The organism is Streptomyces viridifaciens (genome assembly GCF_001888885.2).
Taxonomy (GTDB): domain Bacteria; phylum Actinomycetota; class Actinomycetes; order Streptomycetales; family Streptomycetaceae; genus Kitasatospora; species Kitasatospora aureofaciens.
Genome location: NZ_CP090840.1, coordinates 461,365 through 485,580 on the forward strand (window position 1 = coordinate 461,365; position 24,216 = coordinate 485,580).

Consider the following 24,216-nt stretch of genomic DNA (forward strand, 5'->3'; position numbering starts at 1 on the left):
GATCGATGCTGAAGTTGCTCAGTGCTTCCACCTCGGCCGCGGTCAGCAGGCCGCGCCGGTCGTAGCGGTCGAGGTCGGTCTGCCCTGCCCAGTTCGGAGTACCGGTCCGAGGTGCGCTCGCTGGGTTCGAGTGGGTCGTCACTCGGCGACCGTCCCTGCCGCCTGGATGGTCCGGGTGAGCATGTCCACGCGCCAGGAGTGGATCTGCTGCATGCCGCGGTTCAGCTTCTCCGCCAAATCCCGACCGGACAGATGGATGTAGGTCAGCGTCGACTCGGTGCTGCGGTGCCCGGCGAACGTGGCGATGGCGTGCAGTTCCCAGCCCATCCTCGCCAGGTCGGTCAAGCACAGGTGCCGAGTGGTGTGCGTCGAGAAGCGCGGCAGGTCAGCGGCGAGGGCGACGCGTCGGATCACCTTGGACCAGGTCCACAGGGTCAGCGGCTGGCCGAAGTTGCGGCGCGACTCCGACAGGAACAGCGGACCGCGGGCCCGGCTGATCGTGGCCCGGTGCGCGAGGTAACCCGACAGCAGGATCCCGGTCGCCGCCGAGTACGGAACGACGCGCTCACGCCGGGTCTTGGTCGTCTCCGCGCGGACCCGCAGGGTCCGGTGCGCGGGGTCGAGGTCGTCGGTCCGCAGGGAACACAGCTCCTCACGCCGCAGGGCCGCGTCGTAGGCCAGCGCGAGCATGACGCGGTTGCGCACCGGCTCCTCCCGCACGACGTCCAGCAGGTCCAGCCACTGCTGTTCGCTCGGGATCCACGGCAGCTTCGTCAACCGCGGCACCAGTCCCCGCTGATGGCCCCCGAACTGGCGGCCCGGCGTGTAGCGGCCGCGGCCCACCGGGTTGGACTCCCGCAGTCCCTCCTCGATGAGGTAGTCGTAGAACAACCGCACCGGCACCAGCCGCTGCTGCAACGTCGCGTTCGCCAGGCCCACCCCGGAGTCCAACGCGACCACATTGCTTCCCCGACGGCTCGGCCGGGTGGACAGGTCCTTCACGAACGCGGCCACCTGCAGCCGGTTCGCCACGACCGGCTCGACGCCGTCCCGCTCACATATCAGCAGGTACTCGGCCAGACCCCGCGCATACGCGTCGATCGTCCGCGGAGCCCGCCCCAGATCCGTCCACACCTGCAACCACTCGGCCGCCCGCTCGTGCCGGCCCAGCACCGGCCACTTCTCCTCCAGCACCACCGCGCTGCCCAACAGATCTCCTCAAGTACGTGGGAACGCCGCAGGATACGAGACGAATCCTGCGGCACCAGATTCCACGTAACTTGTAGGAAGTCGGCCGGCATGGCCCGCCACTTCGTTCCGTTGTCGACCAGGTAACGGACCGCGTCCAACATCGCGCGGTGGCAGTACGCCTCCGGCTGCCCGCCCCGCCCGCGCAGCCAGCCCGGCACCGGCAGCAGTGGCCTCACTACCGCCCACTCCGCATCCGACATGTCCGACGGATACCGGCGCTCGCGGACCCCGCGGTCGCCGGCGTTCCCGAACCGGTGAGCCAGACAGTCACACGCAAGAGTGGCCGAAGTGGACTCCGCCCCGGCGATGCCGTACAAATGCGACAACAGGGCCTCCTGGAGCGCTCGTTGGCTTCGACACCATGTGAGCTACCAAGAGGCCCTGCTCTCATGCACGGCTGCCGCCGCAGTCACCCGATCGAGTCTCCCGTTCGACCGGCACCCCTCAAGATCGGAGCGATACCAGTCGCTCAGGGCTGGCCGGCAGTGTCAGCTGCATGCTCCTTGAGGAATGCGCCCGCATGGGCTGCGGCTTCCTCCGCGGTCGCGTAGAACGCCCCGTCGTCGGCCGCACCGAATGCTCCGTCGGCGCCCTCGCCCGTCCAGCTCCAGCCGCCGGATGGCGCCTGGACCAGTTCGGCAGTCCCACCGAAGATTTCAAGGTTGGTCGGGCGCACTGTCACAAGCGCCGGGCGGGTGATGGCGTCGGGCCACTTCTTGCGGGCGCCCTGGCGGGTGATGCCCCACACGGCTCCCAACTGCTCGTAACTTGCCCCGTAGGAGCCGGCCGTCGCTGCCGCGTTCGCGGTCAGTCGCTTGACCTCCGCGTCCACCGTTCTCCAAGCGGCAAGGACCGACAGAGCCACCGCTACGGGTCCGCGTCCCACATGCGGTCCGCGGAAAGCCCGGTCTCTCGAGAGCGAATGGCCGAGGCCAATGGGTTCAAGGCGTCATACAGGGCCTTGTCGAGTTCTACCTGCTTCTTCTCGGGTGATCTCAGGCAGCATCATGCGACAACTATAGTTCACGACCTCAGGGATGACAACTATAGTTACCGCCTGGCGATGTGATCGTGCCCCAGCTCGGCCCAGATCTGCTGCTGACCGAGGCCCTGTCGCCAGGCATCGCACCCGCCGAAGCCGCCCGATCGAGACTCCCGTTCGATCAGCGCCGCCCAAGATCGGAACGACAACAGCCACTAAGGCCCAGTGGCGGGCCTCACCCCGGATCCGTCACCACACGTCGTTGAGGATCTGCAGAAGTTCGACCACCCGTGCCGTCTGGACCGGCCCGAGGCGGGGATCCGGTGCCACCGAGTTGAAGACCAGGGCGAGCATCACCGCCGTGTCCAGCCGGTAGAGTGCGTCGGCCGCAGAGGTGACGGCCAGACTTCCTCCCGCAGCTTCGTACCCCCGGCGAATGGCTTGCTCGTCCAAGCCGTTCTCCCGGATCAGCGCATATTCGGACAAACGCGCCAGTTCCATCGCGGGATCCCCGATCAGCACGTTGGACCAGTCGATCAGCGCGGCGATCCGCCCGCGGCTGCACAGCAGGTTCTGCCGACGCAGGTCCAGGTGGAGCAGTGCGGGCCGGACCGGGGTCTCGGCGAGCCGGGCAGTAATCGACGAACGTTCGGGCAGTTCGCCCAGGTCCGGGCGCAGGGCCAGCAGCCGGGCGAACCGGTCGGGCAGTCGTTGCGCGAGCAGTTCGGGAACCGACTGGCCGTACTGGACGACGGGCGCGATGTCCGGGACCGGCTTCTCATGCAGACTGGCGAACAGTGCCCCGACCTCGGACCAGTCCGGCGCCTGGGGGTCAGAGTCCACGAAGGACGAGACCAGCACCGGTGTGCCGGTCCGGGTGTGCTCGATGCCCAGTGCCCGGGCGACGGGGAAGCCGTCCGCGGCCAGCCACTGGGTGAGTCGGAGCTCCTGCTCCAGCAGGGCGTGCGCGCCGACGCCGACGTTGTTCGCGGTGTTGAACGTGCGAGCGCGCGGCACTCGCAGGACCACGTCCTTGCGCGCCGTCCCGGCCGTCGGGCTTGCCCGGTAGACGAGGAACTCCACGCCGCTGCTAAGAACCGCGGGCGGAGTGTAGCCGAGCGACGCCGCCAGTTCGGCGAGCCCGTCCGTGACGTCCTGGTCCCCGGCCGGTCCGGTGGTCGTCTTCTCGGTCACCGGGCGACCTCCGCGAGCGCTGCGGCGCCGGGGACGGCCGCGTGCTCGCCAGCCGTACGCCGCCACATGCGGTGGAGCCAGTCCTCGTAGGCCGGGCCCCGCGGCTCGTCCAGCACCAGGCACAGCGGCTCGATCACTCGCCCAGGGCCGCCCGCCAGCCCGCCGTGGTGCATTGTCAGGTTGTCGCCGATCAACAGATCGAAGCGCTCGCTTGGCGCCATGATCTCATAACGCTGGCGGAACTCCCGCCAGTTGAGCCCGGTCCCCAGGGTCGTGACGTGGCAGAACACCCGTCGCACCTCCCCCTCACAGTCCCCGCAGGGGCACCGGGTACTGAGCAAACGCAGCAGCGGGAAGCGCTCCTTGGCCGCATCCGCGAGCGGACGCTCGCAATGCAGCAGCGGAGTCGCCAGCAGCGCTTCCTCGGTCAGCCCGAGGAACCCAGCCACGGTGGGGTAGGAGGATCCGTGGCGCTGAGCTGCGGCGAAGGAGTCGCGGATGTTGCGGGCGAGCCAGCGCGGAGTGCTCACACCCTCCGCGTCGCCGCGCGACCGCCGGACGTCGTCGAGGACGCGCAGCCAGTCGTAGTACGTGGTAACGCTCAGGCCCTCCCCAGGGCTGGCGATGAAGATGCCCTGGTACAACTTGTGCGGGTGGGTGGTGGTGTACCCGGTGTCCGAGAACGTGCGCAGCGCCGGATCCCAGTCGGGGTCGTCGAGGAGGCTCGGCGTCAGATAGGAGGAGTGTTGGCCGTCGTGGTGCGGCAGCAGCGTGCGCACCTGCCGCTCGCCCGGGACAGGCGTGGGCTGCGCCGTGTCCACCTCCAGGTAAAGCTCTTTGGGGGCTCCGTCCCGCACCAACCGGTCGCGCAGCTGCGACGCAAGGCGGTGCGCCACGTCCCGGCTGTCCTCCACGCTCCAGCGCAGCGCCCCGATCCGGAAGACGACAAACCCGTGCCGCCGCAGCGCCGCCGCGCCCTCGGCGGCCACCGCCGGCAGGGAGTGATCCCGCCGGGCCCGGTCGCCCAAGGCCGCGCAGTCGATCAATTGCTCAGTAACGGGAAACCTCACCTGATACCTTCCTCAAGTCCTTCTCCGTGCATTGCCTGGCATTGCTTGGCACTACTTGACGGCCAGGAACCCCTCAAAGCAGATGTACTTCTGCATCGACATGACCTGGCTGAACCCGGCCCCGCGGAGCATCTCCACGTTCTCTTCACTGGTGAGACAGTCCAGGACCCCCTTCAGGCTCCGGGACTTTCCGAGTATCTCGTCCGGGGTGTACCCCTGGTTCACCTTGAATTCCTGGTACGTCTGCTGCATGAGATCCTGCAGCATCGGGGTGGCAGACCGTACTTTCTCGAACACCACGACGGCGCCTCCCTCCGGGAGCGCGGAACACAGGGAGGCCAGCAGGGCCCTGCGCCGTTCCCGCGGCATGAACTGGAGGGTGTAGTACAGGGTCGCGAAGTCCAGCCGGTCGAACTCGATCGCAGCGGCGTCCGCCTCCAGGATCGAGATCTCCGGGTACTTCGCGCACTGCTCCGCGGCCGCCGCCGCCATGCTGGGCTCCACGTCGACCCCCAGGAACCTGGCCCCGCTGCCCCGGTGACGCTGCGCCAGGGTTCGGATCAGGGTGCCGGTCGAACAGCCCACGTCCAGGACTAGCCCGGCCGGGCGGACGAAGAAGTCGGACAACTGGGCAACGAGTTCATGACCCTCACGGTAGAGCGGGACACTCTTGCTCACATGCTCGTCGAACGTCTGGAAGACGTCCCCGCCGAACGTCCACCGGGCGGATTCGGCGTGGATCCCGTCCCCCACTGGTAAGGGCGCAACGACCGTCCTTGACACCATGTCGATCTCCCATCACTTTCCTCTTCTCACGATTCGCGAGCGTCGGTTCCCCGCTCGCGAGTATCGGTGGGCAACGCCTCCCGGTGCAGGACGTGGGCGACGGCCAGGGCGGTCAGTACAGTGGCCACACCGCCCAGGACGAAGGGCGCCCGCAACCCCCAGACACCGGCGGCAGCTCCCGCCAGCAGGCCGCCCAGCGGCATCGCCCCCCAGCCCAGCAGCCGGTAGACGCTGTTGGCGCGTCCCAGGAAGTCCGCCGGAACCATCATCTGCCGCAGGGACACGACGACGACGTTCCACACCGTCATCGCGAACCCCATCAGCACGAACGCGGCCAACGCGGAGAACAGTTCGGCGGCCAGTCCCAGAACCAGGGAGGCGGCGCCGATCGCACCGAGCGCGCCGACCAGCGCCGCCCGGCGCTCCAGCCGCCGGACCAGCCGTGGGGCGAGCAGGCCGCCCGCGACGCTCCCCACCGCCATCGCGGTCAGCAGCACACCGTAGTACCGCCCGGCCAGGCCAAGTTCCCGGGTAGCGAACAGCACGAGAACGGCCAGCTCGCCAAGAAAGACGGCGTTCACCACCGCCGACGCCAACGCGAAGGACCGCAGCACCCGGCTGCTGAGGACCAACCGCCAGCCCGCCGCGATCTGCGCCGCCATGGGCTCCTTGGCGGCCCGCTCCGGCAAGGAGCCCCTGGCGCGCACACCCGTGATCAGGAACCCCGAGGCCACGAAGGACAGCAGGTTCACCACGAACGGAAGGACCTGGGACAGCGCGAAGAGCGTGCCTCCCACGAGCTGCCCGACGAAGTCACGGCCCGCCGTCACCCCGGTGAACAGCCTGCCGTTGGCCGACTCCAGGTCCTCCTTGGCGACGATAGCGGGCAGGAAGGACTGCGCGGCACACTCGAAGAAGACCTCTCCGACGCCCAACAACGCCGACACGACGAGCAGCACCGGCAGGTTCGGCCCGTCCGCCCACAGCGTAGCAACCAGCGCGACGACGGCCAGCGCACGGCCGAAGTCCGCAGCAACCATGATGCGCCCGGGGTCCGTCCTGTCGACGAGCACGCCAGCGGGCAGCGCGACGAGCAGCCAGGGCAGACTGCCCAGGACCGTCACCAGCGAGAGCAGGCCGGGATCCGAGGTGACCTGCGCGGCCAGGACCGGAAAGGCGGCGAAGTGCATGCCCGTCCCGACGGCCGAGATCATGGCGGCGGCCCAGGTCCGGCGGAAGCCGGCGCCCAGCCCGCGCTTGGCGCCGCCCCGGACCCCCCCGCGCAGGCCGGTGCTCATGCGCTCGCTCCCGGGTTCTCGCCCGGGGAAAACACCGTGCACCGCAGTTCGCAGGTGTACCGCTGCCCGTCAGGGGAGAACCATAGCGCGTCCGGGCCGGGCAGCATCTCTGACAGAGTGACCTGCCCACCGTCCCGGCGCGCCATGCGCAGCAGCTGGCGCACCAAGAGCGGCGCGTCCCAGTCCACGTAGACGGGCTTGGGCTCGGAGGCCACCTTGGCGAAAACCTGGGCGGGCAGCTCCAGTTCGGCGCGCAGCCGCAGGGCCGCGGCGAAGTCGGCGCTATCGTCCCCGCCGGGCCGCCCACCGGTGAGCCGCTCGGCGGGGACACGCCACTCCTCCCGTTGGAGGACCACCCGCCCGCACGTGATCCGGGGGGTGTGCGAGCGCGGCCGCACCGGCAGGACGCCGCCGCCAAAGTGCCGGGGGAAGGCGAACACGCTGAGCGGGTCACCCAGGATGCTCGGCGTGCCGGCCGGCGCGGCCATCAGCCGCAGCCGTCCCGACAGCGAGGCGTCGCGCAGTTCCAGCCGGTGGTCGGTTACCCGAACGAACACCGACTCTGGTGTGATCACTTCGTCGCGTGGCCTTGGCGAGCGGCCGGCCACCTCGAAGTCGGACAGGCCCAGGTCCACCCGGGCCGACGTCTTGGCGCCGTGCTCGCGAACGATGTCGACCACGACCTCGTCCTCAGCCACGATGCCAGCGTATTGCCGGGCGACCAGCTCCGGCAGCTGCGGGAACTCCTTCGCCAGCAGCGGGGCGATACTGGTATGGGTCTGGAGGTCACGGACGGCGTGGCAGTCTCCGATGACCGCCAGGAAGTCGCCCGCCGCAAGTTCCGCAGCGCCGTCCGCCACGAACATCACATCAGGGTTGAGCACTGCGCCGGGCCAGGTTCGGCAGCCTGCGAGCAGGTCCCGCACCGCGTCCTCGCCGACCTCCACTCGGTGCCCCCGGGCGTTCTGCGGCAGCAGGACGGCGGTGATCTCCGCGGCCTTGTCCGCCAATTGCTTCTCGACGGCCGCGACCTCGGCGGTCAGCTCGGCCACGTCGGCGAAGAAGTCCTCGTACAGCGTCCTGAGGGGGATCTCGCATCCGGGGCCGTACCGGCTCAGGCACCAGTGGTGCAGGAGTTCGCTCTCCAGCTGGATCCGTAGCCGGGGCAGCAGCAGGGCCAACTCGTAGGCGAGCGTCAGCTCCTGGGAGAGGAAGTCGGTGATCGCGGGGCCGAAAGTCAGGTCTCGCAGGGCGCTGCGGCACTCCTCGAACAGAACACTGCGGTCGGCGTAAATGTCGCCCTGTCCGCGGTTCGCCGACCGCCCGGTGGTCTCCTCGAAGCGGCGTTTGATCCGGTCGAGCAACACGGGTCTGGCGTCGGGACCGGCCTGCGCGAACTCAGCCAGCAGGCAGCCGAGTTCATCGGTGGTACGCACGAGGTCGTCGGCGGCCGGGTGCTGCGGCAGTGCCGCCCGGAGGTCGCCGAGGGCGTCGACGGTGCCGCTGGGTATCTCGAACTCCGTGATCAGCCAGCCGTCGGCCTTCAGATCCGCGACCACCGCGTCAAACGCGGCGGGGTCGGCCCCTTCCCGCAGATACTGACCGCACCACAGTCGGCGCAGGTCGTGCAGCTCGCTCCCGCCGTCGCTGTGCCTCAGGACCCATTCCTCGACCGGCGTCAGGAGGCGCTCCGCCGCCTTCCTGAACTGCCAGTTGCCGAAGTCCGACACGGCGGCTGTGGCGAACTCGAAGCGCTCCACGCGGCCGTCGCGCAGGAAGGTGAGCGGACGGCGCCTGGGCCGCACCCGATCGGCCAGCCGCGCGTCGGACAGGGCGGTGCGAGCCAGTTCCTGGGCCGCCCAGTGTGTCAGGAAAGCCGTACGGACGGTGTCGGCGCCTGCGGACCAGCCCAGTTCGCCGCGGTCGGTGAGCCGGGCTGGGGTGAAGGGCCCGAAGTGGGAGTGGGTCTCGTTCTTCGTGCAGGCCCGCTGCAGGTAGCGGGCGAGCGTGTCGACCCGGCTGCGCTCGGCTGCCGAGATCGGTCCGCTGCGGGTGTCCAGCCAGTCGATGAAGAAGGCGTACTGAGCGTCGTTAGATAGCAGCAGCATCTGCCGCAGGGCATCGTTGTCGAACGCGGCGAGGACGGCGGAGCGGCCCGCGTCCAGCGCGGCGCGGTGGGCGCGGGCGAAGTCCTGCCCGGCCACCCGGCTTAGCCGTGCGGCCTCCTGCCACTCCTCTACGGCCTGCGCCGTGTCCGGGCCCAGTTCGCGCAGCATCCTGAGGTGCCGTGCCCTGAGTTCCCGGCCCTGGCCGAGGCGCCCGGCAATGTCTGGGTGGGCGTCGCCCAGGGCGTCTCGGTGGAGCAGAGCGCGCAGCCTGCCAGCCGCCGCGCGTTCCGCCGCCTCTGCCTCCTCGGTCCGTGCCGCCCGTCGGCCCACTTCCGGTGCCCGCAGAGGGTCTAACAGGACCAGCGGGAAACCCGCCTGGCGCAGGAAGGCGAGGGGCAGGACACGCCATGAGGTCGCGGGACCCGCGTTCGGTGTGCCCAATACCATGCGTTGGTTCTCCTCGGTGTTGGTAAGTCGGTTGGGGTGGGCCGGTGTCAGGCCGCTATCACGCACAGAGCAGCGCCTCCACCAGGGCCTGCGGGTCAGGGGATCCGCCACCAGGCACGAGTCCCGGGCCGGTGGCCCAGGGTTTGATCCGGGTGCCGTGGAAGTCCGAGCCCTGGGTGGCCACTAGTCGCAGCCGGGCGCACAGATCCAGCACAGCCTCGGTCTCGGCCCGTGTGTGCCAGGTGGTCCAGGCCTCCAGGCCGGCGAGGCCGGCATCGCGAAGCCCTGGCAGCGCGTCCAGGCCTGCTGGGAGCTGCGCGAGGACCCGGGCCGGATGGGCGAGCACGGGCACGCCCCCCGCAGCCCTGGCCCAGCCGATCACATCTAGCAGGGGCGGCCACCCGGGCTCTGGCACGTACAGCGGACGGCCTTCCTCAAACCAGTCGCGCTGCAAGTCCAGCAGCGTGTCCGGCGTGTAGTGGGCGAACCGCTCATCCGCCGTCGCCTTGCGCTGCACCAGGCGCAGGATCTCCCCAAAGTAGGGGATCCGGTCCGCTCCGACCAGCGACTCGACCTCTGCCCAGGAGACGGGGACCCCGATGGCCCGCGCCGCCTCCACCCGCTGCCGTAGACAGGCGAGGTGGTCGTCGTGGATGCGGCGCACCCGGCGCGCGAAGTCGGGGTGCGGGGCGCCGTAGACGAGCAGGTGCGTTTCCATTCCCAGCCAACTCGTGGACACCTCACAACCGGTTACGCAGCGTCCGCCGAGCGCCTCGAACGCCACACGGAAAGCGTCGGCAGAGGCGAAGGTGTCGTGGTCCGTGCACGAGGCCACCGCAACCCCGGCGGCCACGGCGCGCTGTGCGAGCTCCTCCGGGGCAAAGTCTCCGTCTGAGGCGCGGCTGTGCAGGTGCAGGTCGACCGTGGCGGGCCGCAGGGCGGCGTCGGCGGCGCTCATGAACGCTCCCGGGCCTCTGCCCCCGGGCCTCTGGAGAAGACTGCGCAGCGCAGCTCGCTGGTCCGCCGCCCGCCGTCGACGTCGAGCCACAGTTGGTCCGGCGCGGGCAGCATCTCCGTGAACTCGACGGCCCCCTCCGCCTTCCTGGCCAGCCGGAAGAGCTGGCGCACCAGTAGCGGCGACGTCCAGTCCACGAACACCGGCTTGGGCTCGCCCGGGATCTTCGCGAAGCCGTGGCGCGGAAGACCCAGCTCGGCGCGCAGTCGGCAGGCGGCGGCGAACTCGGGCGCGTCCCCGGCCGCCCGATGGACGCCCGGGCTCCAGCCGCGCAGGGCACCGGACGGTATCCGCCACAGTTCCCGCTGGAGCACCACCCGGCCGTACCGAATCCTGGGCAGGTGCGCGCGGCCCGGCCCGCGCAGCCCGAGGCCGCCGAAGTGCCGGGGGAACGAGAACGGGACCAGGGGATCCCGGCGGATGCTGGGCCCCCCGGCCAGCGGCGCCATGAGCCGCAGGCGCTGCGCGACTCCCTCCGCACGCAGCTCCAGCCGGCCGCCGCGCACGACGACGTGGCACTGTGCCGGGTGCAGCACCCGGTCCCGCGGCTTGCTGGACAACCCGTGGACCTCGAAGTCGGGGCAGGGGTGACTGAGGGCCGTGCCGGTCTTGTCTCGGTGGGAGCGCACCACATCCACCAGCAGTTCGTCCTCGGCCAGCAGTGCCCTGTAGCGGCGGTGGATTTCTTCCAGTAGCTCCGGGGCGTCGGACTGGAGCATCGGCGCGAAGCTGGAGTGGGTCAGCAGCTCCCGGACCGCGTGACACTCGCCCACGACGGCGAGGTAGTCGCCCCGACCCAGCGCCTCGCGGTCCCGGGCGGCCAGCAGTACATCAGGGTTACAGACCGCAGGCAGAGGATCGGGCTCCCGCGCGATCAGCTTCTCCAGCAGACCGGCCTCGAGCACGACCTCCTGTTCTCCGCCGTCGTCCTCGCCAAGCAGCGCCCCGGCGATCTCAGCCTCCAGGCGTAGCACGTCGCGGTCGACCTCCTCGCACGCCCGGTCCAGGGCCGGCTTGTGCTCGAAGAACCGGGCATAGAACCGCTCCAGGGGCACCGGGGTGTCCGCACCGAACGAGCTCACCACCCAGTCCCGCAGCAGCTCGCCCTCCCGCCGCAGCCGACGGCGGGAGGGCAGCAGCGCGAGGTCGTACGCCGGTGCCAGCTCCGCGCCCAGCGTGGCGGCGACATCGGCGCCGATCGTCATGTTCCGCACCGGTCCGAAGGCCTCCTCGAAGACCACCGTGCGGTCGGCGTAGTGCCGTCCGCCAGCGCGGTTGGCGGACTGCTCCGTCACCGCCGAGAACTCGGCCTTGATCTCCTCCAGGGCGGCCGCCCGCCGGTCGGGCGAAGCACTCGCAAACCGCCCGAGGGCGCGCTTCAGCCGCTCGACCAGCGCGCGTTCGACCGCGCCAGCTGGACCGGCCTCGTCCAGTAATCGGGCCAGCACGCCCAACGGGTCCGGTGCGCCGATCGGGATCTCCCAGCGCGCGACGACCCAGCCGTCCCGGTCCAGACCGTCCAGGACCCGGTCGAACTCACCAGCCGCGGCCTGGGGATAGCGCTCGCGCCAAGCGCCACGCAGCTCGGCCCGGCTCAGCCGAGCCTCGCAGCGCTCCCATACCCAGCGCTCCTCAGACGTCGGCTCGGCGGCCCCCTCCGGCAGGAAGCGCCAGTCTCCCGCCGTCCCGCTGCTGGTGCGGAAGGCGTACCGCCGCAGCTCGGCGCCCTCCAGGAAGGCCAGCGGGCGCCGCCTGGGCCGTACCAGGTCCCGCAGCCCCGGCCGGCCGCTGAAGACCTCCGCCAGCGCCTCCCCAGCCCAGTGTGCGAAGAAGGCCCGGCGCTCGAGCCCGCCCTCCGACCAGGCGAGGCCGCCGGGCCGGGCGGTGACCCGGACAGTGGACAGCGGCCCGAAGTGTGAGTTGGTCTCGTTCTTCGTCGTCACCCGCTGCAGGTACATCGTCAGCAGATCTGTCATCCGCCGCCGGTGCCCGGCGGATCCGGCGCCGCCGTGGTCGAGCCAGTCCGTGAACTCCCGATACCCGGCGTCGTTGGAGAGCAGCAGCACCTGGCGCAGGGCCGGATCGTCGAAGGCGTCGACCACGTACCTCCGCCCGGCTTCCAGCCGCGCCGCGTGCTCCTTGGTGAAGTCGCTCCAGGCGCCGTCCAGTTCGGTGACGCCCCGGTTGTAGGCGTCCAGGGCCTCGCGCCCTGCGCCGTCGAGCTGGAGCCGGATCAGGACACAGTTCTCCTCGGGCACAGCCCGCAGCATGCCCAGATCGGAGGCCAGATCGCCATCCTTCCCGATCCCGTACTCCCGGAACGCCGCCTTCACCCGCTGGGCCAGCCCGGCCACTGCACGCGTACGTCCCAGCAGCGCTTGGGCCTGCTCGGCTGCGGCTTCATCAGCGAGCGGCCTCAACAGGTCGAACGGAAAGCCCGCATAACGCAGCAGGCCGACCGGCGCGAGATCCCACATGGTCACTCCTACCACCCACCCCGACACATCTCGTCACTCAAGCCATGTGAAACGCCCACTCCGGAACTCAAATTGACCCTTCTAAATAAACTTTCACTAAAGACCCCCAATGTCAGATCCGATTCCGAAGACATGCTTCCACCACCCCAAATCTTCGAGAATAAGAAACTCGAAAGCCAGCGAAAACAATCCGGCCCGACACGCACCCCTGATTGCCAGATTCACCTACTGGCCATCGCCCGAAGATGCCCCCTCTCGCACCACCACCTGCAGAGATGAGCATGAATCCGACCGACCCTATCTCGAATTTCACGCCGTCTTTCGACATTTCACCGGGGGATGGCAAGTCCACATATCGCTAATGATCGGGTTCGGGGTGATCTAGCGTTCGACCGAGCAGATACTGGCCTGATTCTCGGTACCATCGCCCCCAACCCGCCGCTTTTACCGCTTCTGGATTTAGCAGTGAGGTCGAAAACGCTGTACATCCGCCACTCTGTGAAGAGCAGAACGCCTCGCACAAATACAAGGAGACCGGAAGCCTGAACGCTCATGCGACATCCGCGATCAGGTCATTCAGGCTGGTTGAGCAAGCACCCTTTAGCCTTTGCCTTCGCCGCCCGACGGTGACGAGCGAGACATCACCAAAGAGACCTCGAAGTCGCCCTTCGCAAGCTCCTCAACCGCGCTGCGATCTCCTGCACCTGATCAGGCAATTGCACTCTCCCAACTGCACATAGAGGGACCGTCACGCTCGTCGAGCGCAATTTCACGCTACGCCTCATGCTGATCTACGTCCAGGGCATTTCCACAATGTCCGTTTCATGTCAAATGTCAATTAAACATAACTTCACCAACAATGCCCCGGTGTGCGATCTATCGACTTGCTACTCATTTAAAATTGTTGATTCAGTTCTTGTCCGGACGAATCAGGCGGCCGTATCGGCGCGCCCACTCCTCGTCGACTAGGCCGGCCAGCAAGTGCGAAGCGCGGTGTTCTACGACTACCTCGTCGAAGAGCGGCTGAGGGAGTCGAACCCGGTCGGCCGCGGTCGCTACACGCGCGCCTGGTGAAGCTTCCCTGGATCCCAAGCGAACAGCAGTCGCTCGACCTGCTGGACGCCCGGCGCCAGGAACGGGCTCGGAACCGGGCGATGCTCGCCCTGGCCTACGACGCCGCATTGCGTGGCGAGGAGCTGTGCTCGCTGCGGACTGAGAACGTCGATCCGGCCCACCGGAGGCTGCGGATCAGGGCGGAGACGACGAAGACCCGACGCGAGCGCGTGGTTCCCTACTTCGCACCGACCGGCGTGCTGCTGTCCGGCTACCTCACGCACCGAGCCACGGTCAGCCGCGCCCGCCCGCTGTTCCTGTCGGAGTCGCACCGCAACCACGGGCTGAGCCGCTGAGTCTGTGGACCTGGTCACAGGTGATCCGCCGGGTCGCACTGGCCGCCGACCTACCGCGCTTCTCGACCCACACCACCCGGCACCTCCGCACCCGGCACCTCTGCCTGACCGACCTGGCCCGGATGGGGTGGCAACCGCACGCCATCGCGACCTTCACTGGTCACAGCAGCACCGAGTCGACCATGACATACATCCACCTGTCGGGCCGGGACCTCGCGGAGAAGCTGAACCGAGGCACGCAGCAGGTCCATTCCTGCCGCGTGAACATGCTCACCCGCGTCGGCCACCCGGGCAGGGTGAACGGCCGGTGACCGCGACGAACTCATCGGCCGCGTTGGACAACGGTCGGGCTGCTGTTTGAGCCTGGCCGCTCGACGCCCGCTACGACCGTCGAGCGCTCCTGACCGGCGCTGAAGCGCAAGCGCTCAAGGCCCTGGAGATCGAGCAAGTCAGGCGCCTGGGACTTACTAGTAGGGCTTGGTCAGGTTCGTATGGGTGTGGGTATGTCGCGGTGGCAGGTCGGGCAGTGGCCGGCCCAGGTGGCGAGGATTGTCTGTAACTCGCGGACGACCTGGTAGAGGCTCAGGCCGCTGCCGTTCCTTTTGGGGCCCGGGCCAGCCTCCGCAGGGTGCAGAAGGCGTGGGCGAGGGCGACGAGGGTGACGTGGTGGTGCCAGCCGGTGAAGGTGCGGCCCTCGAAGTGGGCCAGTCCCAGGGCCTGCTTCATCTCGCGGTAGTCGTGTTCGATGCGCCAGCGGAGCTTGGCCAGGCGGACCAGGGTGGTCAGCGGGGTGTCGGCGGGCAGATCGGAGAGCCAGAACTGCACCGGCTCGGGCTCTGTGGCCGGCCACTCGGCCAGCAGCCAGCACTCACGTAGCTCGACGCCGTCAGTGGCGTCGCGGATCTCGCGTCCGGCAGGACGGATCCGCAGTGCGACGAACCGCGAGTACATCCGCTTGAACCCGGTGCGGCCCTTGCCCGGGCGGGAGCCTTCGCGCCGGCCTGGCCGCCTTCCGCCCCGCCTCCGTCACCAGGGCCTTCACGCTCTTCGCCGGATCGGGATACCGAGCAGCCGGCGGGCGGCCGGTCCCACTGTAGGGCGGGGTGAACGGCCGCGCGGAGCCCGGCTGGGCACTGAGGGTGGTAGAGATCCCCACCACGTAGTTCAGAGCGCGCTCGCCCAGGCCCAGGCGCAACGCCACCGCGTCGCCGTAGCCGGCGTCCGCGACGACCAGTGGCACGTGAACGCCCCAGGAACGGGTCTCATCGACCATGTCCAGGGCGAGTTGCCACTTCTCCACATGGCCCAGGTCCGCGGGGATCTGACAGCGCTCGCGACGGGCCACCTTCGCGGGCTCGGCCTTCCCGGAGGCCGGGTCCCAGGACTTGGGGAGGAACAGCCGCCAGTCGATCGCGGTTGAGGCACGGTCGGTGGCCAGGTGCAGCGAGACACCTACCTGGCAGTTGGTGACCTTGCCAGCGGTGCCGGTGTACTGCCTCGACACACACGCGGAAGCGTCGCCGTCCTTGAGGAATCCGGTGTCGTCGATGATCAACGCCGTCGGCTTCAACTCGGTCTGCATCCTCCACGCCAGCCGGGCCCGCACATGCGCCGGATCCCACGGACTACTGGTCACGAAGTGCGCGAGCGCCTGCCGGTTGCCGTCCTCGCCCAGCCGGGCCGCCATCGGCTCCACCGACTTGCGCCCGCCGTCCAACAGCAGCCCACGCACATAGACCTGCCCCCAACGGCGCTGATCGTTGCGGGTGAACGCCTCGAACAGCTCCGCCGTGAACGCCTCCAAGTCCTCCCGGACCTCAGCCATCTCCCCAGGTGTCACACACCCTCAACGACACAACCCACCAACGGACACGCCACACCAAGACGAACCTGACCAAGCCCTACTAGTGTCCTGCGCCAGAAGTCACACAAGTAATTATTCCTCTGTTGGTCGGCTAGGGTCTGTACGGTCTTCGGTGTAACTCCCGATCAAGAGAGAACACCTGATGAGCGACGTGATCGTCTCCGCGGAGGCGGTTGAGGAAGTCCGGCCGGTCGAGCTCGCGCCGGACGTACTGGACGAGCAGTTGATCGGGCAGTTGGTCGACCGGGCCCGCGCCGGAGGCGTCAAACTGACCGGCGAGGGCGGGCTCCTGCAGCAGCTCACCAAACGCGTCCTGGAGGCCGCCCTGGAGGGCGAGATCACCGACCACCTCGGCTACGAGAAGCACGACCCGGCCGGCGCCGGCTCGGGGAACTCCCGCAACGGCACCCGCTCGAAGACCGTGGTCACCGACGTAGGGCCGGTCGAGATCGACGTGCCCCGCGATCGGGAGGGCAGCTTCGAGCCGCAGATCGTGCGCAAGCGCCAGCGCCGGCTGACCGGCGTGGACGACATGGTCCTGTCCCTGTCCGCCCGGGGCCTGACACACGGTGAGATCTCCGCCCACCTGGCCGAGGTCTACGGCGCGAACGTGTCCAAGCAGACCATCTCCACCATCACCGACAAGGTGATCGACGGGATGGCCGAGTGGCAGAACCGGCCCCTGGACCCGGTCTACCCAGTGATCTTCATCGACTGCGTCCACGTGAAGATCCGCGATGGTCAGGTGGCGAACCGCCCGATCTACGTCGCGCTCGCGGTCACCGTCGAGGGCACCCGCGAGATCCTCGGTCTGTGGGCCGGCGACGGCGGCGAGGGCGCCAAGTACTGGCTCCACGTCCTCACCGAGATCAAGAATCGCGGCGTCGGCGATGTGTGCATGGTCGTCTGCGACGGCCTCAAGGGCCTGCCCGACGCCATCGAGACCGTCTGGCCGCAGGCCATCACCCAGACCTGCGTGGTCCACCTGATGCGCGCGTCCTTTCGATACGCAGCTCGCCAGGACTGGGACAAGATCTCGAAGGCACTCAAGCCCGTCTACACCGCCCCGACCGCGAAAGCGGCCGAGGACCGGTTCCTGGAGTTCCAGGAGGCCTGGGGCGACAAGTATCCGGCGATCGTGAAGATGTGGTCGGACGCCTGGGCCGAGTTCGTCCCCTTCCTCCAGTTCGACACCGAGATCCGCCGGGTCGTCTGCACCACCAACGCGATCGAGTCGGTCAACGCCCGCATCCGCAAGGCCGTCCGAGCCCGCGGCCACTTCCCCAACGAGCAGGCCGCGTTGAAGTGCGTCTACATGGCCATCATGGCGCTCGACCCGACCGGAGCCGGCCGCAAACGCTGGACCACCCGCTGGAAGGCCGCACTGAACGCCTTCGAGATCACCTTCGACGGCCGACTCTCCATCGGCCGCCGGTAGTACAAATCAACCTGAGTTACACCGTTGGCTGGACACACCCGTCGGCTAGGCGGATTGATCTTGGCGAGATAGTCGGCGAGGGACTTGAGGATCTCGTCGGCGGTCTTGGTCCAGGTGAAGGGCCGGGGGTTGTCGTTCCAGGTCGTGATCCAGGCCTTGATGTCGTCCTCCAGGGCCTGGACGGAGGTGTGGACGCCGCGGCGGATGAGTTTGTCGGTCAGCAGGCCGAACCAGCGCTCGACCTGGTTGAGCCAGGAGGAGCCGGTCGGAGTGAAGTGGACATGGAAGCGCGGGTGTTTGGCGAGCCAGGTCCGGATCTCGGCGGTGTTGTGGGTGGCGTAGTTGTCACACACCAGATGCACGTCGAGTTCGCGCGGGACGGCCTTGTCTATGGTGACCAGGAACTTCCTGAACTCGATGGCCCGGTGGCGGCGATGGAGTTCGCCGATGACGGTGCCGTCGGCGATGTTGAAGGCGGCGAACAGGCTGGTGATGCCGTGCCGCAGGTAGTCGTGGGTGCGTCGCTCGGGCATGCCCGGCATCATCGGCAGCACGGGCTGGGAGCGGTCCAGCGCTTGGATCTGGCTCTTCTCGTCGACGCATAGCACGACGGCCCGTTCGGGCGGGTTGTGGTAGAGGCCCACGACGTCGACGACCTTGTCGACGAACTGCGGGTCGGTGGACAGCTTGAAGGCGTCCTGCAGGTGGGGCTTGAGATCGAACTTCTTCCAGATCCGTCCGATGGTCGACTTCGAAAGGCCGCTGCGTTTGGCCATGGAGGCGCGACCAGTGCGTGTCCTTGCCGGAGTTCGACTCCAACGTCGCGACCACGACATCCTCGACCTGGTCGAGCAGGATCGAGGGCGGCCGGCCCGGACGGGGCTCGTCCTGCAAGCCGTCCAGCCGCCCGTCGACGAACCGGGCCCGCCACCGGTCGACCGTGGACTGGTCCACCCCAAGTTCGGCCGCCACCTGCTTGTTGGTCACCCCATCGGCACATCGCAGCACGATCTTCGCCCGCAGAGCCAGGAACTGTGCGGTCTTCGCCCGCCTTGCCCACCGTGTCAGCTGAGCCCGCTCATCCTCGGACAGGACAAGCGTGGACTTCGGCCGACCGATCGGGCCTTCGTCCACGAGCCCGGCCAGGCGCTCAGCGGCGAACTTCCCGCGCCACTTGCGCACCGTCTTGACGGCGACGCCAACAGCTTGGGCAGCACCGGCATTCGACATCCCGTCAGCGCACGCCAGGATGATCCGGGCCCGTTCCCCCGACCGCCGATCCGGCGACACTGCCAGACGAGCGAGCTCAACGCGCTCTTCCCGGGAAAGGACGATCTCTACAGCAGCAGGTCCTCGATGCGCCACAAGGAAAACAGTACCAACTAACTTGCTTAACTTCTGGCGCAGGACACTAGTGCTCTGACCGGGAAGGTTCGCCGGGTTGGTGGTTGTGGCGGTTGGATGTGCGACGACGTCCATTCGTCTGATCGCTGGGGGTGTGGTGGCTGAGCCTGTCCGTGTGCGCAGGTTGACCGACCAGGAGGGGCAGAAGCTGCAGCAGATGGTGCGCCGGGGCAGCACCAGTTCGGTGCGGTACCGGCGCGCGATGATGCTGCTGGCCTCGGCCGGCGGGAACCGGGTCCCGGTGATCGCGCAGCTGGTCCAGGCCGACGAGGACACCGTCCGCGACGTGATCCACCGGTTCAACGAGATCGGCCTGGCCGCTTTGGACCCTCGCTGGGCGGGAGGCCGTCCCCGCCTACTCAGTCCTGACGACGAGGACTTCGTCGTCAAGACGGCCACCACCCGCCCGACCAAGCTCGGCCAGCCCTTCACCCGCTGGTCCATCCGCAAACTCGCCGCCTACCTGCGGAAAGTCCACGGCCGCGTGATCCGCATTGGCCGCGAGGCGTTACGGTGCCTGCTCGCCCGCCGCGGCATCACCTTCCAACGCACCAAGACCTGGAAGGAGTCACCCGACCCTGAGCGCAACGCCAAGCTCGACCGCATCGAGCACGTCCTGGACCGCTTCCCGGACCGCGTTTTCGCGTTCGACGAGTTCGGCCCGCTCGGCATCCGCCCCACCGCCGGATCCGGCTGGGCCAGGGCCGGTCACCCCGAGCGACACCCCGCGACCTACCACCGCACCCACGGCGTTCGCTACTTCCACGGCTGCTACTCCGTCGGCGACGACACCCTGTGGGGCGTCAACCGCCTCAAGAAGGGCGCCAACAACACCCTTGCCGCGCTTAGGTCGATCCGCGCGGCCCGCCCGGACGGCGCCCCGATCTACGTCATCCTGGACAACCTCTCCGCCCACAAGGGCGAGACAATCCGGCGCTGGGCCAGGAAGAACCGGGTCGAGCTGTGCTTCACCCCGACCTACGCGTCCTGGGCCAACCCGATCGAGGCCCACTTCGGGCCGCTGCGGCAGTTCACCGTCGCGAACTCCAACCACCGCAACCACACCGTGCAGACCCGGGCCCTGCACGCCTACCTGCGTTGGCGCAACAAGAACGCCCGCCACCCCGACGTGCTCGCCGCCCAACGCCGCGAGCGAGCGCGCATCCGCAGCGAGAAGGGCGTCCGCTGGGGCGGCCGTCCTCTCCCTGCCGAACAGCTTCAGATCCTCAGTTCGAGGGCTGCATGACGACCTGCTCACCCTCTCCGTTAGGTTCCTCGAAGCTGGCCATGTACCGGTTGAACAGCGTCTCATCCACGGTGACGGAGTTGGCGCCTTCCACGCTGTTGCGTCGCTCAAGGCGACGCTCCAGCGTTGTCCGGTCGGCCTTGAGGTGGACCAGTTCCCAGCGGCAACCGTGGCTTTCAATCAGCGTCTTGTAGTCGTCGCGGGCGGCGCGACTCCAGAAGCTGTAGTCCACGACTACGTCATGCCCGGCCTGCATCAGCTCGACCAGCTCCTGCCGCTGCTCGCGGCGGACCTCCTCCTTGAGCTGGTCGAATGCCTCGGCTTCCAGCACCAGGCCAGCGTCACGCTGCCCGAGTCGTTGCCAGACCGCCTCGTCGATCGACAGCCGAACGAAACCGCGTCGCACCAGCTCCATCGCGTACGTGGTCTTGCCCGCTCCAGGAAGACCGCACATCAGGACCACCGTGCTCATCTGCTGCGTCACGGGGCCCAGGTTAGACCCCAGAACGCACTCAACTCCGTGGCAACAAAGGCACCCGATGGCTGCGAACCCGCTGCGGCCTGCCAACCCGGTGAACCTAATTCGTTGTTAACGGTCCGTCGGAGCTGAGGAAGCTGTGGCTGGACCGTTCGAATGCCGGGGCCGTGACGCCTTGGCCGCGCCGGGCTGGTGACGCCTATCGTTAGTGCGGCGCTCGGCTCTCAGGCATTCGTGTGGTGGCGGTCGCGTGGGCGCCGGACGGATGCCTTCGGTGAACAGGGCGATGATGCCTCCGCATAGAGCGGCGACGCCCGGTGCCTTCGTGGCCGCCACCACTGTCAACACCGCACACTTGATCACTCGTTGGTGTTTGTGGTGCGAGCCCGCTGCACGGTGACCTCTCGATACGCCCGAGCCGTCTGAGCTCCCGTAATAGAACGAGACCCGTGCGGTGCGCTGGTGCCACGAACGGCTACTGAGGTGGCGGACCGACCCTTCGGTCGAGTCCTGGAATTAGGTCGCCGCGTGGCCCGCATGCGCTCGTAACCAGCGCAGACATCCGCACACCGGGGAGGACATCTTGATCTACTGCGGCATCGACTGGGCGGAGAAGACGTATGACGTCGCCCTGGTCGACGACAGCGGCCAGCTGCTGGCCAAACGCCACATCACCGACAACGCGGCCGGCTACAAGATTCTTCTGGACCTGCTCGCCGAGTACGGCGACACCCAGGAGAACCCGATCCCGATTGCGATCGAGACTTCCCGCGGTCTGCTGGTCGCGGTTCTACGGACCGGCAAGCGGCAGGTGTTCGCGATCAACCCGATGGCCGCCGCCCGCTACCGCGACCGGCACAGTGTCTCCCGCAAGAAGTCCGACCCCGGCGACGCCTTGGTGCTTGCCAACATCCTGCGCACGGACATGCACGCCCACCGCCCCCTGCCGCAGGACAGCGACCTGGCTCGCGCCGTCGCCGTCCTCGCCCGGGCCCAGCAAGACGCCACCTGGAACCGTCAGCAGATCGCCAACCAACTCCGCTCCCTGCTCCGCGAGTACTACCCATCCGCTCTGGCCGCCTTCGAGCCCTGGAAGAACGGCCTCTGCCGCGCCGAAGCCCGAGAAGTCCTCAAAGCGGCACCAACACCGTCCCGAGCCGCGCGCCTGACCCGCGCTCAGCTCCAAGCCTCCCTCAAGCGCGCCGGCCGCAAGCGCGGCATGGAAGTCGAGGCCGACCGGCTCCGTGAAGTGTTCCGCGCCGACTGGGCCCACCAGCCGCCGCTGGTCGAAGACGCGCTCGGCAAGCAGATGCTCGCCCTCCTTGGCCAGCTGGAAGCCGCAGCCAAGGCCGCCGACGACCTCGCCCAGGCGGTGGAGGAAACATTCCCGCAGCACCCGGACGCCGAGATCATCCTCAGCTTCCCCGGCCTCGCCACCCAGCTCGGAGCCCGAGTTCTCGCCGAACTCGGAGACGACCGCACGCGCTTCGCCGACGCCCGCGGCCTCAAAGCCTACGCCGGTGCCTCGCCCATCACCCGGGCCTCCGGCAAGAAGTCGAGCATCACCCGCCGCTGGGTGAAGAACGACCGGCTCAACCACGCCGGCTACCTCTGGGCATTCTCCGCGATCACCGCTTCACCCGGCGCCAAGGCCCACTACCGGCGACGACGCGACCACGGCGACTGGCACGCTGCCGCCCAGCGCAATCTCTTCAACCGCATGATCGGCCAGCTCTACCACTGCATCAAGCAGCGCAGGCACTACGACGAGGCCTTGGCCTTCCCGACCCCACAAGACGAGCTGGGCATGGCGGCCGCCTGACCCGGCATCGTCACCGACCTGGGATCTGAACCCACGGAGCGAAGCGTTGGTCGGAAGCCGCGTCCTCGCGCCAGTACCTCAGGACGGACTCCTGCACGATGTCGAGCCGCTCTGCGGCGACAAGGCACGAGACGGGCTCCGATCCGCCAGCGTCGGCTTCGAAGGCGACCAGCACAGGCGGCCTTCCATCAAGCTGCCGGGTGACCCTCAGCACCTCCTCCGGCGTGGGCGCGCGGAAGACGGGATCGTGAAAGGCCGCCGGGCAGCTGACGAAGATCGGGGCGGTGAAAGCAAGTTCCAGCCCGTGGTGATAGGTGAGGTCGGAACCGGCGGCAAGCCGGAACTGACCGCCGTCCCAGGCGATGACGTCCCAGTCCCACCACGACCCTTCAGGGAGCTCGATCGCGGAATGCGGTCGATCAACGTCCACTTTCAGACCCTCAATCTGTTCGAACAGACCGACAGGCTACACAGAGGTGTGGAGCACCCAGCTTGACGAGATAGACCCCTGAGGTGTCTATGCGGTCAGAGCACTAGCCGTTGCTCTATCGATCTTGGTGATCATGAGTTCGAGCCTGCCGGCCCGGTCGGGTGATCTTCTGGTCGGCAGGGCATGAAAGTGGGGCCTCCCGCACAGCTCGTGGGTGTCGAATCCAGCCGAGCAACAGGAGGCCCCTGGTGCCGCAGTCTTCCGTCTCCGTGACGTTGCCGTCCAACTCCGCACCCCTGTCGTGTGATTGCCTCGCTCACCGGTTCGGGAACGCCGGGGACCGGCCGCACAGGCGTCCGAGGTACCCGTCGGACATGACCGACGCGGACTGGGCCGTCGTGCGCGACGCGATGCCCGTGCCCGCCTGGCCGGCGGGAAGGGGCGGGCAGCCGGAGAGCTACTGCCACCGGCAGCTGGTCGACGCGGTGCGCTACCTGGTCGCGGGCGGCATCACCTAGAGGGCGGTGCCCGCGGACTTCCCCGCACGGGACCGCGTCTACGCCTTCTTCCGACGCTGGCGGGACAAGGGCCTGGTCGCCGAGTTCCACGACCGACTGCGCGACAGGGTCCGTGAGGCGGCGGACCGGGATCTGGAGCCGACCGCCGGGATCATCGACGCGCAGTCGGTGAAAGGGGCCGCGTCGGTGCCGGCCACGAGCCGAGGATTCGACGGCGGGAAGAAGCTGAACGGCCGCAAGAGACACATCGTCGTGGACACCCTCGGGCTGCTGCTGGCCGTGATGGTCACCGCCCCATCCGTCACCGACCGCGAGACCGGCCGGACGCTGCTCGAGCGGCTGCGTGAGCGGCACTGGCGCATTTCGCTGGTGTGGGCCGACGGCGGCTACACCGGACGTCTGGTCGACCTCGCCCGCGGCAGTCGACCTGCGCAGGCTTCCCAGTGGGCCTGGGATCGAGCGGGTCCATTCTCAAGGCCGTCAGAACCGACCCGCTCAGGCTCATCGGCGTCGGACACGTCGCCGGAGGTACGGCTTTCGCGAGGGCTGACATAAAAGAGACCGGACGGTACGGTTCCGCTTCCTCTTCGGCGATTCTGTTGCCTTCTCATGCGAGACGAACCTCACAGTACAGATAGGGCTAGACGTAGAACCACGTTCGCAAACGTAGGAGAGTGGCATTCCCCATTGGACGTAATGCCACAAACTCGGACAGAATGAAAGCCGCCTATCCGAATAGAACCACCAAAACGCCCACTCACACGACGCCACTGGACAATCCCCTCGCCTCGCCATACACAGCTGGCGCGGATTCGAGGCCGACCCTAAAAGCTGTTGACCGTGGCACCACAAGCCCATAGGATGATCAACATAATAGAGAATGGAGGTGATCATAGATGGAAATCGTCGATTTTGACGAGATGCAGCTGGAGGCCCTTTCCGAGGAGGAGCTCGACGGCTTTTTCGGGGCCGCTGCAGC

21 protein-coding genes and 2 pseudogenes are annotated in these 24,216 nt (G+C 68.2%); 7 read left to right on the plus strand and 16 right to left on the minus strand.

Annotated features, from left to right (window positions below):
• Positions 1 to 138: 138 nt before the first annotated feature.
• The 10 genes from BOQ63_RS01975 to BOQ63_RS02020 form a co-directional block, all read right to left on the minus strand.
• A complete protein-coding gene (locus tag BOQ63_RS01975; protein WP_454130954.1) occupies positions 139 to 1,173 on the minus strand; it encodes a tyrosine-type recombinase/integrase in 1,035 nt (344 codons plus the stop codon).
• Positions 1,062 to 1,451, minus strand: a complete 390-nt coding sequence (locus tag BOQ63_RS01980) for a transposase (protein ID WP_454130947.1) — start codon at positions 1,449 to 1,451, stop codon at positions 1,062 to 1,064. Before BOQ63_RS01980 ends, BOQ63_RS01975 begins: the two co-directional genes overlap by 112 nt.
• Positions 1,452 to 1,720: 269 nt before the next feature.
• Complete coding sequence (locus BOQ63_RS01985; RefSeq protein ID WP_454130945.1) at positions 1,721 to 2,083, minus strand: hypothetical protein; 363 nt, start codon at positions 2,081 to 2,083, stop codon at positions 1,721 to 1,723.
• 399 nt (positions 2,084 to 2,482) lie between these two features.
• Positions 2,483 to 3,427 carry a phosphotransferase family protein gene (locus BOQ63_RS01990; protein WP_072653214.1) on the minus strand — a complete coding sequence of 315 codons (945 nt, stop codon included), beginning with the start codon at positions 3,425 to 3,427 and terminating at the stop codon, positions 2,483 to 2,485.
• On the minus strand, positions 3,424 to 4,497 hold the full coding sequence (locus tag BOQ63_RS01995) for a hypothetical protein (RefSeq protein WP_072653215.1): 1,074 nt from the start codon (positions 4,495 to 4,497) through the stop codon (positions 3,424 to 3,426). The genes BOQ63_RS01990 and BOQ63_RS01995 overlap by 4 nt, the downstream gene beginning before the upstream one ends.
• A 51-nt stretch (positions 4,498 to 4,548) precedes the next feature.
• On the minus strand, positions 4,549 to 5,283 hold the full coding sequence (locus tag BOQ63_RS02000) for a methyltransferase domain-containing protein (protein ID WP_079183346.1): 735 nt from the start codon (positions 5,281 to 5,283) through the stop codon (positions 4,549 to 4,551).
• Positions 5,284 to 5,309: 26 nt separating this feature from the next.
• Positions 5,310 to 6,581: an MFS transporter gene (locus BOQ63_RS02005; protein ID WP_072653217.1), complete on the minus strand. Its 1,272-nt coding sequence runs from the start codon at positions 6,579 to 6,581 to the stop codon at positions 5,310 to 5,312.
• Positions 6,578 to 8,857 (minus strand): lantibiotic dehydratase, encoded by a 2,280-nt coding sequence (locus tag BOQ63_RS02010; RefSeq protein ID WP_072653218.1) that lies wholly within the window; start codon positions 8,855 to 8,857, stop codon positions 6,578 to 6,580. The genes BOQ63_RS02005 and BOQ63_RS02010 overlap by 4 nt, the downstream gene beginning before the upstream one ends.
• Positions 8,858 to 9,194: 337 nt before the next feature.
• The gene (locus tag BOQ63_RS02015) at positions 9,195 to 10,094 is read right to left on the minus strand and encodes a PHP domain-containing protein (protein WP_072653220.1); all 900 of its coding nucleotides are present in this window, start codon (positions 10,092 to 10,094) and stop codon (positions 9,195 to 9,197) included.
• Positions 10,091 to 12,628 (minus strand): lantibiotic dehydratase, encoded by a 2,538-nt coding sequence (locus BOQ63_RS02020; protein ID WP_079183348.1) that lies wholly within the window; start codon positions 12,626 to 12,628, stop codon positions 10,091 to 10,093. The genes BOQ63_RS02015 and BOQ63_RS02020 overlap by 4 nt, the downstream gene beginning before the upstream one ends.
• 1,070 nt (positions 12,629 to 13,698) lie before the next feature.
• Here BOQ63_RS02020 and BOQ63_RS02025 point away from each other — a divergent pair.
• Together BOQ63_RS02025 and BOQ63_RS02030 are read left to right on the plus strand one after the other, a co-directional pair.
• The gene (locus BOQ63_RS02025) at positions 13,699 to 14,037 is read left to right on the plus strand and encodes a tyrosine-type recombinase/integrase (protein WP_454130941.1); all 339 of its coding nucleotides are present in this window, start codon (positions 13,699 to 13,701) and stop codon (positions 14,035 to 14,037) included.
• Between the two features lie 20 nt (positions 14,038 to 14,057).
• Positions 14,058 to 14,348 carry a tyrosine-type recombinase/integrase gene (locus BOQ63_RS02030; RefSeq protein ID WP_072653222.1) on the plus strand — a complete coding sequence of 97 codons (291 nt, stop codon included), beginning with the start codon at positions 14,058 to 14,060 and terminating at the stop codon, positions 14,346 to 14,348.
• Between the two features lie 271 nt (positions 14,349 to 14,619).
• Here BOQ63_RS02030 and BOQ63_RS02035 read toward each other — a convergent pair whose 3' ends face one another.
• Positions 14,620 to 14,988 (minus strand): transposase, encoded by a 369-nt coding sequence (locus BOQ63_RS02035; protein WP_499503320.1) that lies wholly within the window; start codon positions 14,986 to 14,988, stop codon positions 14,620 to 14,622.
• Positions 14,924 to 15,841, minus strand: a complete 918-nt coding sequence (locus BOQ63_RS02040; RefSeq protein ID WP_499503322.1) for an IS701 family transposase — start codon at positions 15,839 to 15,841, stop codon at positions 14,924 to 14,926. Before BOQ63_RS02040 ends, BOQ63_RS02035 begins: the two co-directional genes overlap by 65 nt.
• A gap of 211 nt (positions 15,842 to 16,052) precedes the next feature.
• On the opposite strand from BOQ63_RS02040, the gene BOQ63_RS02045 reads away from it, so the two are divergent.
• Entirely contained in the window at positions 16,053 to 17,339 is a 1,287-nt protein-coding gene (locus tag BOQ63_RS02045) for an IS256 family transposase (protein ID WP_370863245.1), read from the plus strand.
• 197 nt (positions 17,340 to 17,536) lie between these two features.
• On the opposite strand, the pseudogene BOQ63_RS02050 reads toward BOQ63_RS02045, so the two are convergent.
• Positions 17,537 to 18,298 (minus strand): annotated as a pseudogene (locus BOQ63_RS02050) (IS630 family transposase); the annotation flags it as partial.
• Positions 18,183 to 18,818, minus strand: a pseudogene (locus BOQ63_RS02055) (helix-turn-helix domain-containing protein); the annotation flags it as partial. The pseudogenes BOQ63_RS02055 and BOQ63_RS02050, both read right to left, overlap by 116 nt.
• Before the next feature lie 22 nt (positions 18,819 to 18,840).
• Between BOQ63_RS02055 and BOQ63_RS02060 the strand changes: the two are divergent.
• The gene (locus tag BOQ63_RS02060; RefSeq protein ID WP_454130939.1) at positions 18,841 to 19,989 is read left to right on the plus strand and encodes an IS630 family transposase; all 1,149 of its coding nucleotides are present in this window, start codon (positions 18,841 to 18,843) and stop codon (positions 19,987 to 19,989) included.
• On the opposite strand, the gene BOQ63_RS02065 is transcribed toward BOQ63_RS02060, so the two are convergent.
• A complete protein-coding gene (locus BOQ63_RS02065) occupies positions 19,970 to 20,473 on the minus strand; it encodes a P-loop nucleotide/nucleoside kinase family protein (RefSeq protein ID WP_454130937.1) in 504 nt (167 codons plus the stop codon). The two genes, BOQ63_RS02060 and BOQ63_RS02065, sit on opposite strands and share 20 nt — an antisense overlap.
• A gap of 577 nt (positions 20,474 to 21,050) precedes the next feature.
• On the opposite strand from BOQ63_RS02065, the gene BOQ63_RS02070 reads away from it, so the two are divergent.
• Positions 21,051 to 22,289, plus strand: coding sequence for an IS110 family RNA-guided transposase (locus BOQ63_RS02070; protein ID WP_072653224.1), 1,239 nt, complete (start codon positions 21,051 to 21,053; stop codon positions 22,287 to 22,289).
• 10 nt (positions 22,290 to 22,299) lie between these two features.
• On the opposite strand, the gene BOQ63_RS02075 is transcribed toward BOQ63_RS02070, so the two are convergent.
• On the minus strand, positions 22,300 to 22,719 hold the full coding sequence (locus tag BOQ63_RS02075) for a hypothetical protein (protein WP_072653225.1): 420 nt from the start codon (positions 22,717 to 22,719) through the stop codon (positions 22,300 to 22,302).
• A gap of 374 nt (positions 22,720 to 23,093) precedes the next feature.
• Between BOQ63_RS02075 and BOQ63_RS02080 the strand changes: the two genes are divergently transcribed.
• Both BOQ63_RS02080 and BOQ63_RS02085 read left to right on the plus strand, forming a co-directional pair.
• Positions 23,094 to 23,237 (plus strand): hypothetical protein, encoded by a 144-nt coding sequence (locus tag BOQ63_RS02080; protein WP_454130936.1) that lies wholly within the window; start codon positions 23,094 to 23,096, stop codon positions 23,235 to 23,237.
• A gap of 6 nt (positions 23,238 to 23,243) precedes the next feature.
• The gene (locus BOQ63_RS02085; protein WP_079183350.1) at positions 23,244 to 23,792 is read left to right on the plus strand and encodes a transposase; all 549 of its coding nucleotides are present in this window, start codon (positions 23,244 to 23,246) and stop codon (positions 23,790 to 23,792) included.
• Positions 23,793 to 24,216: the final 424 nt, after the last annotated feature.